The organism is Thiothrix subterranea (genome assembly GCF_016772315.1).
Lineage (GTDB): Bacteria > Pseudomonadota > Gammaproteobacteria > Thiotrichales > Thiotrichaceae > Thiothrix > Thiothrix subterranea.
Window position 1 is genome coordinate 3,377,915 of the sequence record NZ_CP053482.1, and the last position, 12,631, is coordinate 3,390,545.

The following is a 12,631-nucleotide window of genomic DNA, read 5'->3' on the forward strand; positions in this document are numbered from 1 at the left end:
ATTAAGATCCGGTTCAGTCGCTTGTCAGCAAAAGGATGGAATAATAACGAAAAGGGAACTTAAAGAACATATTGGTTTTCCAAGCATAACGAATTGGGGAATAAGGCGGCGTTAGCGCGAGGTTAGGGCTGCTGCTTACGATAACATGGGGTTAATGGATCATGATAAATGCTTACCGTTGGGGGGGAGCCGCTGGGCTATGGCTGCTTTGCTGCTGCTATTGGGTTTAAGTGCGGTTAAACCTGCCGCCGCGTTTTACAACAGCCATTCGGCACTGGGAACGAATACCAATGAAATCATGGATGACGATTCCAGTGCGCCGTTCATTGATTTAATGAAAATGGCGTTGCCATTTCGCGAAGCACGGCAGTTAAACAAGGGCAATATCGAATACGATCGCAACGGTTGGCCGAAAACCATTTCGCAAGGCGGGCAGGCAGGCACGCGCTTTGTGAGCAAATTACCGGTGGGCACAATTCCCAGCGGACAGTACATTGTGTTGTATGAAGGCGAGGGCAAGCTGGATTATCGCAACGATGCGAGTTTGGTAGCGGGTGCGTTGGGGCGCGACATCATTAATCTCGATCCGGGCAAGGACAATGAGCTGAACGCGACCTTGTTTATTCTGGCGACGAATCCGGCGAATCCCATCCGCAATATTCGCATTCTGCCGCCGGGTGGCATTTGTGCGAATAACCCGTTTCAGCGCGTGGCGGGAGCGGGGCAATGCAAAGGGAATTATTTGTCATTCGAGCAGCATTCCAGCAAGATTATTTTTAACCCCGATTATTTGACATACATGCGCGATTTTCGGGTGATCCGTTTCATGAACATGAGCGGGATTACCCGTAACCCGGTGTATGCGTGGGAAGACCGCGCCAGCATCGACCAGCAAACCTGGGGTGGGGCAGAGGGCATTCGCGGCGCACCGATGGAAGTGATGGTGGAACTCGCGAACCGTTTGCACGCCGATCCGTGGTTTTCGATGCCTCATGCGGCGAGTAACGATTTTATCCGCCGCTTTGCCGAATACGTGCAAGCCAATCTTGAGCCGAGCTTGAAAGTGTACGTGGAATATTCCAACGAAGTGTGGAACGGCGTGTTTACCCAACACGCTTTTGCCAAGCAACAAGGCGTGCAAATGGGCTTAGACCCCGCCCCGAATCAAGCGGCGTATAAATTTTATTCCAAACGTTCGGTGGATGTGTTTGGGATTTGGGAGCAAGTGTTTCGCGGCAATAAGCGCGTGGTGCGGGTGATGTCCGGTTTGGTCGGCAGCACCGCGATGAGCAAAACGATTTTGTCTTATAACGGTGCTTACCGCTTTACCGACGCTTACGCGGTCGCACCGTATGTGTATGGCGATGCCAATGCCTTGCGCAAAGCGCGTAGCGTCAGTGATATTTTCCAAGTGATGACTGACCCGAAATACCCGCATTCCTTGCCGAATGAAATCAAGTTAATTGCGAAACAGGCAGAGGTGGCCAAAAGCTTCGGGGTGGATTTGATCGCGTATGAAGGCGGGCAACATTTGGTGGATATGACCACGAAATCTGACACTCAGCACCCCAACAACCTGTTTTACGCTGCTAACCGTCACCCGCAAATGGCTGCTATTTATCAGCAACTTCTGACGGGCTGGAAGCAAGCGGGGGGTAAATTATTCGTGCATTTCAGTTCACCGCGCATTTACCGCAAATACGGCAGTTTTGGCACTAAGGAATACATTACCCAGCCGGATGCGCAAGCACCCAAACACCGTGCTTTGCTGGAATTTACCCGTGTGAATCGTTGTTGGTGGAACGGTTGCTCTGGGGATACCTTGGTACGTCAGGCGAAACCGGCGGTGACATTGGAGGCGATGAAAACCCAATCCGAACCCTTGGATGCGACTGCGCCACAATACGAACCGATTCACGGCGAACCGCCGCCATTCCCCATGGGAAATATTCCGCCAGAAGATGCCGCGCCGCCGTCAGTGGAAACCACCTTAGTGACGATGCGCACCATGCCTAATGAACAATACGTAGCGGGTGGCAGTGCCTTGATTCGGCAAGCGCGTAATCCGGCGGATGTTTGGGCGGGAGCTTCGGCTTATCAATTGCGCAATGTGTTGAATGGCAAGATCGACGGCACGGCAGATTTGGCCGCCATGTGGCAAGCCAGTTGGGATCAGCAAAATCTGTACTTACGTATTGGGGTAGAAGATGATCGCCCCGGCGTGAGCGATTCCACTGTGCCTTGGGAAGATGACGCGGTTGAATTGTACTTGGATGCGGACGGTTCGATGAGCCAGCAATACGACCAACGCAACGATTTCCACTTTATTGTTAATTTAAAAGCGGGCAATATCGTTTTGGGTAAAAATTCACCGAAAATTGACCGCGTACCGTTGCGGCATACAGTGACTCGTTCCGGCAATGGCTACGTGCTGGATGTCACCTTACCTTGGGCAGGTCTGGGAATTAGCCCGCGTGCAGGGCAACGCATGGGCTTGGATATTCATGTGGACGACGACGACGACGGCGGCGACCGCGACGGCAAATTGGCATGGAAAGCCAAACAAGACGACGCTTGGCAAAATCCGGCGCTGTTCGGTGGCGTGATTTTGGGCGAATAACAGAATTAATCAATGGGGATTTCCGATGATGACAACAGAATTGCTGGCGGCGTATCACGCTGCCCATTACCAAGTGCAATACCCACAGGGCGCATTTACGCTGCGCACCGACAGCCCCTCCGACGAATTAGCGCAGTTATTGCGGGAAACCGGGCATACGTGTGCGGCGTTTATTACGGCTTGCAATCCGCATAGCTGGCCGTTGAGTGAGGCTGAAAATGCCCTTGCGCAACAGCAATTGGCGGCAGAGTTAGCAGAGCACGGTTATATGACCATTCCTGCGATTGGCTTAGACCCGGCGGGCGAGTGGCAAGGCGAAGCGAGTTTTCTGGTGCCGGGTTTGGACTTGGAAAATGCCAAATCACTGGGTGAACAGTACGCGCAGAACGCGATTTTGTGGGCAGATTCAGCCACCGCCGTGCCGCAATTGGTGCTGTTAGCCGCCTAGCGTTGGAAGTTTGCACAAAATCAGTGCCACAAGCGGCGCTGTTTGGGTTATCGTTTGCCAATTCTACGTTTAAGCGGCACAGGTAGCCTTTCATGCAAATTCAGGTCAGCCAACTCATCGTCAAATTCCTGCAACAGTTGGGGGTGGACACGATTTTCGGGATGCCGGGGGCGCACATTTTGCCGGTGTATGACGACTTGTATGATTCCAGTATTAAGACGGTGCTAGTCAAGCATGAGCAGGGGGCGGCATTCATGGCGGGTGGCTATGCCCGCGTGAGTGGGCGTATCGGGGCTTGCATTACTACCGCAGGCCCCGGTGCGAGTAATTTGATTACGGGCATTGCCAACGCTTACGCCGACAAATTGCCGATGATTGTGATTACCGGCGAAGCACCGACCCACATTTTTGGGCGCGGCGGTTTACAGGAAAGTTCGGGGGAGGGCGGCAGTATCGACCAGACCGCGCTATTTTCCGGTGTGACCCGCTACCACAAGCTGATCGAGCGCACCGATTACCTCACCAATGTGCTGAACCAAGCCGCCCGGCAACTGGTTTCCGACGTGCCGGGACCAGTGGTGTTGAGCATCCCGGTGAATGTGCAAAAGGAGCTGGTTGATGCGGCGATTCTGGAAAAATTACCCAGCCTGAAACCGTCCCCCAAGCTGCAAATCCCCGCGCAACTGTTGGAACAATGCGCCGACATGATCCGCCAAGCGCACCGTCCGGTGATTCTCGCGGGTTACGGTTGCCTGCAATCGGCGCAAGCGCGTGCCGAATTGCGTCGGTTCAGCGACCACCTCAATATTCCGGTAGCCACCAGCTTGAAGGGCAAGGGCGCTATTGACGAACGTTCCGAACTCGCTTTGGGCAGTTTGGGGGTTACGTCCAGTGGTCACGCCATGCATTATTTCATGGAAGAAGCCGACCTGATTATTCTGCTGGGGGCGGGTTTTAATGAGCGTACCAGTTATGTGTGGAAACAGGGTGTATTAAACCCCAGCAAAATTATTCAGGTTGACCGTAATGTGGCGCAACTGGAAAAGGTATTCAAAGCGGATTTAGCCATTCAGTCCGACCTTGGTGATTTCCTCAAATCCATGAATGCCTGTTGTGTCCCGCAAGGGCTTGAACCGAAACCACGCCCGGATATTGCTGCCTTCAAACGCCGTATTGACCAGCAAAACATAGCGCATAATACGGTGATTTTTGGCGATAAATTTGCGCTGGTGAAAACCCTGTTTGCGCGGCTGGAACGGCATTTTGACGAAGGCATTGTATTGGTCGATGACAATATCATTTTTGCGCAAAACCTTTATCGGGTGAAAGCGGATGATTTGTTTGTACCGAATACCGGCGTGTCGTCATTAGGTCATGCGATTCCTGCGGCGATTGGCGCACGCTTTGCGTTGAACAAACCGATATTTGCGATTCTCGGCGATGGCGGTTTTCAAATGTGCTGCATGGAAATCATGACGGCGGTGAATTACCAGATTCCGCTGACGATTATTATGTTCAATAACCAGACTTTGGGTTTAATCCGCAAAAACCAGCACCAGCAATACCAACAGCGTTTTCTCGATTGTGATTTTCAAAACCCGGATTACGCGCTATTGGCACAATCGTTTGGGATTAACCATTTTAAAATTGCCAGCGATGCCGATTGCCAGCAAGTGTTTGAATTAGCTGATTTTCATCAGGGTATTAATCTGATCGAGCTGATGGTGGATCAGGATGCTTACCCCAATTACTCTTCGCGCCGATAACGTGATGCGATTGTGCTATGCTTGCTAACAAGCTTGTGATTCATCTGGACTGATAGGAAAAACCATGCTAGAACGATTAAGTATTGAAAATTTTACTGTTTTTTCTAAAGCCAGCTTCGAGTTCGCAGCGGGTCTGAACGTCATCGTCGGTGAAAACGGTACGGGTAAAACGCATGTACTGAAATTACTGTACGCAATATTGGCCGCGACAAATGAAGAGCTTAAGCGAAACGATAATTCACGTATTATTAAAAGCAGTTTACAACGCCAATACGCCCAAAAATTACAAAATGTCTTTAAGGCGGAGTCTTTAGGTAAACTAGCACGTCGTGCGGGGCGAGGGCGTTGTGGGATTGAATTGCAGTTCACTGATACAGCGCGTAATAGCGCTTTTGAGTTTGGTACTAGCAGTAAAGTTGAAGTGCAGTTTCTGCAACTTCCTGATGTTTTGAAGGAAGAGCAGACGGTATTTTTCCCTACTCGCGAGTTGTTGAGTATTTATCCCGGATTTCTCGCGTTGTATGAGCAGCGTTATTTAGAGTTTGACGAAACCTACCGTGATACATGTTTAGCATTAAGTCTACCCGTGACACGTACTCGTTTTATGAATGACGTCGTTGAAATACTAGAAGAAGCAATGGGTGGAAAAGTTATCTTAGCCGATAATGGTAGATTCTATTTATACACCAAAGGGCTTGGGGATTTGGAAATACCACTGGTGGCAGAGGGTATTCGTAAGTTGGCGATGATGGCACGTTTATTAGCAACCGGAGCATTGCGAGAAAAGAGCTGCTTATTCTGGGACGAACCAGAAGCTACATTAAATCCTCGTTTAGTCAAATTAGTAGCAAAAGTTATTTGTGAGCTTGCGAATAGTGGCATACAAGTTTTTGTAACCACACATAGCTATTTTTTACTAAAAGAAATTCAATTAGTTTCCATGCAGCAAGTGGACACAAACACACGCTACTTTTCCTTGCTCAAGGGGGAGGATGGCGTAGTGGTGGAGTCTGGTGATTCCTTGGATGACTTGCAAACCATCGTGGCACTGGATGAAGAGTTAGCCCAGTTTGACCGTGAACAGGATGCACACCATGCCTGAAGTCACAGAAGGGCAACTAACCTTCCATTTTCCAACGGAATGGCAGGCGATAAGCTATGATGCACCCAACGGTTTTTATGACATGGTTGTACAACGTGCCCCATTGGATTTTAAAGCCGTCGATATTCTGGCACGTAGCCCGTTGGATGCTTTTACGTGGATAGAAATCAAAGAAGGAAGGCTGCATGATGCAAACCTTTGATTTTATCTTGAGCATTCCAGTCGCTGATCGCCCCGCGCATTTACGCAACTGTCTGGAAAGCATTCACCAGCAAATTACCCGTTACGGCTATGACGGCGGCATTATCATTGTGGTTGCCGAAGACAGCCGTGAGCCGCAGTGCATCGCCACACATCAGGCGTTGGTGGCGGAATACAGCGCGAAAGGGCTGGACGTGATTCATTTCGACCTGCCCGAACAATATCAGGTGTTGCAAAGTATCCCCGTCGCGCAACGCCAGTCCTTGGGGAATTTGCTTACCACGCAACCTGCTGAACGTTTTTACCGCAAAGGGCAGGCAGCCAACCGCAATCTCAGTTACCTGAAAATGCTGCAACTGACGCGGGATAAAGACCGCACCTTGTATTATCTGGTGGATAGTGATCAGTTGTTTTTGCCGGAACTGGATTATTTCCATCACATTAATCAGATTTTCCAAACCAATGACATCGCTATGTTGACCGGAAAACTGGTGGGTGATCCGCCGGTATCGCCCTCGGTGATGGCAGCGAATTTTCTGGATGATGTGAGTGCGTTTTTGCACGAAATTGCCGACTATGATCTCAATGGCGCGTGCCAGTTTCATCGGGATACGCCCGTGCCGCACGATGCTGCTTATCACGATTTGGCGAAATTATTTGGGTTTGAACAGCAGACTAGCCATTTTGATTACCCCTGTCCGTTGTCGGGGGCGCATGATCATCGGGCGTGTTTGGAAACCTTTGCAGCGCGGTTACAGGCATTTTTCTTTGGCGAACATTTGACGCGCAAGACGGTGTATCAACCGGGTGCTGATCCATTGGCACTGACCCCGGCACGTACCATTTACCCCGGAAATTACATCGTCAATTTCGAGGGTTTGAAATACATTATTCCGTTTGGGCATTTGCGGCTGCGGATGTCGGGGCCGACGGCGGGACGGTTGATTCAGGCGGAAATTGGCGAACGGTTTGCGGCGGCGAATTTGCCGATGTTGCACAAGCGTACCACGGATGCCGATGACGGTTTTCGCCCCGGTGTGGAGCAACAGCACGATGCGGCGATTGATATTTCGGATGAGTTTGAACGCCAGTTTTTCGGCGATTTGATGCTGTTCTCGGTGGTGGAGTGGCTGAAGCAGCACGATTTGGCGCAATTAGCCAACGCCGCTGCGGTGCAACAGGTGATGGAGTCGGTGGAGTCGGAATTGCTGAACTTGTATGAGGCTAAACATGCAGCAGTGAATGCGCAGGTGCAAGCCTTGGAACAGTGGGTGCAACAGCCGCAGCACGGTTGGCAGGGTTCGCCCGCGTTGGCGCAAGTATTGCAGTTTTTGGGGAATATTCGCCGCAATTTCAGTGATCAGTCGTTGGCTTGGCAGCAAATCCAATCGGCTGAACATCGGGCAAAGCGTAAACAGCAGATGCTGGCGGCTCTGCTGAGTTATCAAGCAGAACGCGCCGTGTGGGATGAGGTTGTGGCATTGCCTTGAGGCTATTTGCCTTTCCAGCGGACGTGGTACAAGTCATGGCGGCGGTCGCGCAAGTTTTGTACCGAGCCACTATTGCGGGCAGTCATTAATAAATCGGGACGCAGGTCAGCCATGGCGACCATTTCGGTATTGGGGGTGGTGTCGGCGGCGATACCGTCACGCGCAAACGGCAAGTCGCACGGGGTAAGAATGCAGCTTTGTGCGTATTGAATATCCATATTGGCGACGTTGGGCAGGTTGCCACAGTTGCCGGACATGACCACGTAAATCTGATTTTCGACGGCGCGTGCCTGACAGCAATAACGCACCCGCAAGTAGCCTTGGCGTTCATCGGTACAAAACGGCACAAACAAAATTTGTGCGCCCTGATCAGTGAGGTGGCGTGCCAGTTCGGGAAATTCCGAGTCGTAGCAAATCAGTACCCCGATGGGGCCGCAATCGGTTTGAATGACATCCAATTCACTGCCGCCTTCGATATTCCACCAATACGCTTCATTGGGCGTGGGGTGAATTTTAGCTTGTGCGTGTACTGTGCCGTCACGCAGGAAAATGTAGCAAATGTTTTCCACCCGACCATTCGGCATCCGTGTGGGGTGAGAGCCGCCAATAATGTTGATATTGTAACGCAACGCCAAGTCGCGCATGGCTTCGCGGAATTGCGGGGTGTATTTGGTGAGCGCTTCAATGGCTTCCACGGGGCTTAATTGCTGCGATTCCATCGACAACAATTGCAGGGTGAACAGTTCGGGGAACACCACGAAATCGCCTTTGTAATCGGCTACCACGTCAACGAAGTAGGCGACGGCTTCCATGAATTCCTCGAACGATTGCACTTTGCGTTGCTGGTATTGCACCGTGCCGACGCGCACGCTATCGGGTTGACGTTTGCCGTAGTTTTTCTGTTTGCCTTTGGCGGGCGTCTGCGAAACTTTGGGGTTGCGCCAAATCATGTGGACGCCGTAACCCATTGATTGGTGGTCAGCATCCAGATAATGCGGGATTAAGCCAATGAATTCGAAATCATTGCGTAGCTGGAAGGAAAGTACCGGGTCGCGTTGTTCCTTTTTGCGCACGGCTTCGACATACGCTTCCGCTGTACCGTAACGCTTGATGCGGCTGGCAAGCGTGGGCAAACGCCCGGCGAAGACGATGCCTTTCAGGGAGAGGTCTTGCGCTAATTGTTTGCGGGCATTGTACAGGCGTTGCCCGATGCGGTAGCCACGGTAGTTGGGGTCGACGCACACTTCCATGCCGTAGAGCCATTCGCCGTGGGGGTCGTGGGTAGCGATGTAGCCGTTGCCGGTGATTTCGCTCCAGTTATGTTGTTTGAAAGCGCGTTTTTCGCTGACGCGCAGGGTGGCGCAGTAACCGACGATTTTTTCGCCTGCGACCACCACAAATTGCCCTTCTGGGAAGTGATTTTGCTGCCCGATCAGTACCGGCTCTGGGTAGCCGTACATCCCCGTGCCTGCATAAACGCGCTCGGATAGCGCGGCAATTTGGGGAATGTCATCCATTTTGGCTTGGCGGAGCTGGAGCTGGATAGCGGGGTCGGAAAGTGTGTTGGTGGTAGCCATAAAAAGTGGTTTTGGTGTTGGTTGAAAGGTGCATGATATACCGCAGCGCTGTAGAGCGTCAGTATTCCGTGCTGGAATACTAAACTCCCGTCAAATACCTTCACTAATCGGCCATTGGACGTTAAAGTAAACAGCAATTAGACGCCGTTTTGAAGGTCATTATGAATATCCCGCCCGAAGAACTCGATTTCCAATCCATCCGCGCTCAAGGTTCCGGCGGGCAAAACGTCAATAAAGTTTCGACTGCGATTCACTTGCGTTTTGACATCCGCGCTTCTTCCTTGCCGGATAGTTGGAAAGAAAAGCTGTTGAACTACGCTGATCAGCGCATTTCCGGCGATGGCGTGGTGGTCATCAAGGCGCAAACCCACAACAGTCAGGAAAAAAACCGGGCGGACGCGCTTGAACGCTTGCAACAATTAATCGCGGATGCGACCAAAGTGCAAAAGAAGCGCAAAGCCACGCGCCCGACGTTTAGCTCGCGGCTCAAGCGGCTTGACAGCAAGAAAAAGCACAGCGATATTAAATCGGGGCGTAAAAAAGTCGATTATTAGCAATGCTGTTTGGCGTAGTGCAGCAATAAAGCGCGGCTGCGTTGATAAGCCTGTTCTGCCTGTTGCAATAACGTCGCATCCAGTTCCACATCATCCACCGCTTCTTGAAAATTCGGTAATATTTTGCCGGTGTGAATGAGTGGTGAGGTATCCCCCGCACCGGCTACGCCCGTTTTGGCAAAGCTACCGTATTCATGCGATAACGGTTCAGTCACGCCTATCCATTGCTGTAACTGGCTTAATAAGCCGTCGGTGTCAGTGCAGACTTTTTCGGTATCAAAATAGTAATAACGTTGCGGGTGTTGCTGGGCGAAGTCGGTAAGGGTTTGCAGCCGTTCAAGGTAATAGTCGTTTGTGCCAGCGGGTTGCGCATACAAATCATCGCTGGATTTTTGCCGGAATAACTTAATGATGCTTTTAATGGTTGGCTCAGGTTGGCGCAACGCAATAAAAATGACAGCATCTTGTAATGCGGGCAGACTTAAATTCAGCCGATAATCGTTGTGCAGCAGTTTATCAAATTGATAGTGACTGTCGGGTTTTAAGCTATCGTGTTGGCTGTAATCCGCGATTTGCCGGGCTAGATCAGCGTCGCTGAGGTAGCTTTGGTGCATTTCGTAATAGCCATTGATACGCGGGTGTGAGCCGATAATATGACTCAACGTACTGCTGTAGGCTCGCATGTGGCTGAGTAAAAAGATTCGGGAGTAGGAGTGTTTCATATTAGGATTTCCGGTCAAATAAACTTTTAGCCCGTTTGGTTGAGTAATTGCTTAGACCACTGTTCATCTATGAATGAGCCAATTTCTAATGCCGGAGAATTAATGATTTGCACGATATGATCGTCAAATTTCATTTCAATTAAATCTTGTGCTTTACGGGTAGCAACAAGAAATGCAATCTTAGCGCCTTTTTTTCTCGCGGCTGCTGATAATTTTGACGCTGCTTCATAAAGGGTTTCGTTCTCACGTTGTACTCTTATTGGTACGGGTTTAGCTTGATAGTTTCTTTTTAAGATTGCATCTATTCCCGCGTTGCGATGCACGGGCAACACATCAAGACCGGAGAGTATTGCCAGAGATTTTTCATCTGCATTGATATAGGACTCTCGACCTTTATTTAGCAAGGCGGATTCTGTTTTTACTAATGTTTCTAGTCGCGATTTAGATAACTCAATTGCATCTAACGACGTATCTATTCCTATGAATTTTCTGCCTTTCATCTTGGCGGCGACTAGAGTAGTCCCACTTCCACAAAAGGGGTCAAGCACTAAATCACCTTCATCGGTTGATATTTCAATGATTCGATCAAGCAATAAGATGGGCTTTTGGGTTGGGTATCCAGTGCGCTCTTTGGCTTTTGGATTTAGAAAAGGGATTTCCCACACATCGGCTAATGGAACACCTTTTTTCTCATCGGCTGAAACAACACTGCCATCATCTTCACGCGCATAAATGGATTTATTGTGTGCATCTCTCGATCTTTTTTGCAGAATTTGATCAATATTGGTGGTTTCTGAATAGTCAGTAAATATTTTATTGAATTTATAGCTGTCGGTTTTTGAAAAAAATAAGATATTCTGATGATTTGGCGTGAGATTGTTAGCAGAGTTTGACCATCTTTTGTATGACCAAATGATTTCAGAAAGGAAGTTATCCTGACCAAATACCTCTTCACCAATTAATCTCAGGATGTGGTTAGCCGTTTTATCACAATGAATAAATATTGTACCAGAGTCTTTTAGGATTCTCTTTGCTTCAATTAGGCGATACAGCATAAAGTCAGCGTATGTTTTATGGCACGCCCACAGGTCATCAAAGCTATAGTGGGAGGTTCTGTCCCTAGAACTTAAACTGTGTTTTTTATTGGTGAGAAACGGCGGGTCAAGATAAATCATGTCAATGGTTTTTTCTTGCAAACCCTTCATTATTTCTAGGCAATCACCGTGATATAATTCTTTCATATTGGATTTAGTCTTCATTTGGAACGCGCTCATTGGCGATTTGTTCTAGTATTGCTTTTAAATCTATGCCTGTTCTCTTTTGCACATAAGCCCAAGCAGCGTCCCCATAGTAATAATGACCACCCATTCCTTGATAAAGCGTTTCAAGAGTTTGCTGAATACGCATGGCTTGCTGACGATTTGGGTAATAAAACATGACTCTAATAGGTGTGTATCCCGCATCAGCAATGACTTGGATTCTGGTGTGCTCTTTGGTGATATGATCACCATCAGTGGTTGCATCTTTCCATTTTATTTCAAGCGCGTCATTTCCTACCAAGCAATCAATTTCAAATGTTTTGGGTTTTTGACCTCTGGTATTTGGGATGCGAAGGCTTCCCGAATCGGGGAATGCATGTTCAAAACATTTTTTGGTGGCTTGTTCGAGAAATGAACCGGCGTACTTATATAAAAATCGACCTTTGTTCTGGTAAATGTCGATTTGTTGACCTTCAAGCTTAGAAATCCCCAACACTCGGTATATCAAATAATGTGATACGTCATCGGCTAACATTTCCTCTGTTCTTGCATCAATCGCCGCCCGCAGCCGATTTGAGTAGTCGAGCGCCAGAGCATTTATTGCTTGCTGAATTGTCATTGATAGTCTCGAAAAATGGATGAATGCAGCCAAGAATACATCATCAGTCCGGCTAAAATCCAAGTTTTTATGCTATCGTATTGGCTATAATCCGCTATTTGCTGGGCTAAATCAGCGTCGCTGAGGTAGCTTTGGTGCATTTCGTAATAGCCATTGATACGCGGTTGTGAGCCGATAATATGTCCTAGCAAACTGCTATAGGCTCGCATGTGGCTGAGTAAAAAGATTCGGGAATAGGATTGAGTCATGGTTTAGGATCTCCAATTAAATTTT

Annotated in this window: 12 protein-coding genes; 7 read left to right on the forward strand and 5 right to left on the reverse strand. The window is 49.2% G+C overall.

Annotation, left to right across the window (positions count from 1 at the left end; genetic code table 11):
• Positions 1–199 precede the first annotated feature (199 nt).
• The 6 genes from HMY34_RS16700 (at position 200) to HMY34_RS16725 (ending at position 7,627) form a co-directional block, all read left to right on the forward strand.
• Entirely contained in the window at positions 200–2,620 is a 2,421-nt protein-coding gene (locus HMY34_RS16700) for a sugar-binding protein (RefSeq protein ID WP_202716565.1), read from the forward strand.
• A gap of 25 nt (positions 2,621–2,645) precedes the next feature.
• Positions 2,646–3,068 (forward strand): DUF3293 domain-containing protein, encoded by a 423-nt coding sequence (locus tag HMY34_RS16705; RefSeq protein ID WP_202716566.1) that lies wholly within the window; start codon positions 2,646–2,648, stop codon positions 3,066–3,068.
• A gap of 92 nt (positions 3,069–3,160) precedes the next feature.
• Entirely contained in the window at positions 3,161–4,834 is a 1,674-nt protein-coding gene (locus tag HMY34_RS16710; RefSeq protein WP_202716567.1) for a thiamine pyrophosphate-binding protein, read from the forward strand.
• Positions 4,835–4,898: 64 nt separating this feature from the next.
• Positions 4,899–5,936, forward strand: a complete 1,038-nt coding sequence (locus tag HMY34_RS16715) for an AAA family ATPase (RefSeq protein ID WP_202716568.1) — start codon at positions 4,899–4,901, stop codon at positions 5,934–5,936.
• Positions 5,929–6,138 (forward strand): hypothetical protein, encoded by a 210-nt coding sequence (locus tag HMY34_RS16720; RefSeq protein ID WP_202716569.1) that lies wholly within the window; start codon positions 5,929–5,931, stop codon positions 6,136–6,138. The genes HMY34_RS16715 and HMY34_RS16720 overlap by 8 nt, the downstream gene beginning before the upstream one ends.
• Positions 6,122–7,627: a glycosyltransferase family 2 protein gene (locus HMY34_RS16725; protein ID WP_202716570.1), complete on the forward strand. Its 1,506-nt coding sequence runs from the start codon at positions 6,122–6,124 to the stop codon at positions 7,625–7,627. The genes HMY34_RS16720 and HMY34_RS16725 overlap by 17 nt, the downstream gene beginning before the upstream one ends.
• 2 nt (positions 7,628–7,629) lie before the next feature.
• Here the strand turns inward: HMY34_RS16725 and HMY34_RS16730 are convergent, their stop codons facing one another.
• Positions 7,630–9,204, reverse strand: a complete 1,575-nt coding sequence (locus HMY34_RS16730; protein ID WP_202716571.1) for a bifunctional GNAT family N-acetyltransferase/carbon-nitrogen hydrolase family protein — start codon at positions 9,202–9,204, stop codon at positions 7,630–7,632.
• Positions 9,205–9,365: 161 nt separating this feature from the next.
• Between HMY34_RS16730 and arfB the strand changes: the two genes are divergently transcribed.
• Positions 9,366–9,758, forward strand: coding sequence for an alternative ribosome rescue aminoacyl-tRNA hydrolase ArfB (gene arfB / locus HMY34_RS16735; RefSeq protein ID WP_202716572.1), 393 nt, complete (start codon positions 9,366–9,368; stop codon positions 9,756–9,758).
• On the opposite strand, the gene HMY34_RS16740 is transcribed toward arfB, so the two are convergent.
• From HMY34_RS16740 to HMY34_RS16755, 4 genes are read right to left on the reverse strand one after another with little or no spacing between them, the layout of a single operon-like run.
• Positions 9,755–10,480, reverse strand: coding sequence for a sulfotransferase family protein (locus tag HMY34_RS16740; protein WP_202716573.1), 726 nt, complete (start codon positions 10,478–10,480; stop codon positions 9,755–9,757). The two genes, arfB and HMY34_RS16740, sit on opposite strands and share 4 nt — an antisense overlap.
• A 26-nt stretch (positions 10,481–10,506) precedes the next feature.
• The gene (locus HMY34_RS16745) at positions 10,507–11,721 is read right to left on the reverse strand and encodes a DNA methyltransferase (protein ID WP_228287896.1); all 1,215 of its coding nucleotides are present in this window, start codon (positions 11,719–11,721) and stop codon (positions 10,507–10,509) included.
• A gap of 7 nt (positions 11,722–11,728) precedes the next feature.
• Positions 11,729–12,358 carry an ApaLI family restriction endonuclease gene (locus HMY34_RS16750; RefSeq protein WP_202716575.1) on the reverse strand — a complete coding sequence of 210 codons (630 nt, stop codon included), beginning with the start codon at positions 12,356–12,358 and terminating at the stop codon, positions 11,729–11,731.
• On the reverse strand, positions 12,355–12,606 hold the full coding sequence (locus HMY34_RS16755; RefSeq protein WP_202716576.1) for a hypothetical protein: 252 nt from the start codon (positions 12,604–12,606) through the stop codon (positions 12,355–12,357). Before HMY34_RS16755 ends, HMY34_RS16750 begins: the two co-directional genes overlap by 4 nt.
• Positions 12,607–12,631 lie beyond the last annotated feature (25 nt).

What these genes read in the sequence shown, in the direction of transcription:
- HMY34_RS16750 (WP_202716575.1), bottom strand. Translation starts at nt 12,358, where the DNA reads ATGACAATTCAGCAAGCAATAAATGCTCTGGCGCTCGACTACTCAAAT.
- HMY34_RS16745 (WP_228287896.1), bottom strand. Translation starts at nt 11,721, where the DNA reads ATGAAAGAATTATATCACGGTGATTGCCTAGAAATAATGAAGGGTTTG.
- HMY34_RS16755 (WP_202716576.1), bottom strand. Translation starts at nt 12,606, where the DNA reads ATGACTCAATCCTATTCCCGAATCTTTTTACTCAGCCACATGCGAGCC.
- HMY34_RS16705 (WP_202716566.1), top strand. Translation starts at nt 2,646, where the DNA reads ATGATGACAACAGAATTGCTGGCGGCGTATCACGCTGCCCATTACCAA.
- HMY34_RS16710 (WP_202716567.1), top strand. Translation starts at nt 3,161, where the DNA reads ATGCAAATTCAGGTCAGCCAACTCATCGTCAAATTCCTGCAACAGTTG.
- HMY34_RS16725 (WP_202716570.1), top strand. Translation starts at nt 6,122, where the DNA reads ATGATGCAAACCTTTGATTTTATCTTGAGCATTCCAGTCGCTGATCGC.
- HMY34_RS16715 (WP_202716568.1), top strand. Translation starts at nt 4,899, where the DNA reads ATGCTAGAACGATTAAGTATTGAAAATTTTACTGTTTTTTCTAAAGCC.
- HMY34_RS16720 (WP_202716569.1), top strand. Translation starts at nt 5,929, where the DNA reads ATGCCTGAAGTCACAGAAGGGCAACTAACCTTCCATTTTCCAACGGAA.
- HMY34_RS16740 (WP_202716573.1), bottom strand. Translation starts at nt 10,480, where the DNA reads ATGAAACACTCCTACTCCCGAATCTTTTTACTCAGCCACATGCGAGCC.
- HMY34_RS16730 (WP_202716571.1), bottom strand. Translation starts at nt 9,204, where the DNA reads ATGGCTACCACCAACACACTTTCCGACCCCGCTATCCAGCTCCAGCTC.
- HMY34_RS16700 (WP_202716565.1), top strand. Translation starts at nt 200, where the DNA reads ATGGCTGCTTTGCTGCTGCTATTGGGTTTAAGTGCGGTTAAACCTGCC.
- arfB (WP_202716572.1), top strand. Translation starts at nt 9,366, where the DNA reads ATGAATATCCCGCCCGAAGAACTCGATTTCCAATCCATCCGCGCTCAA.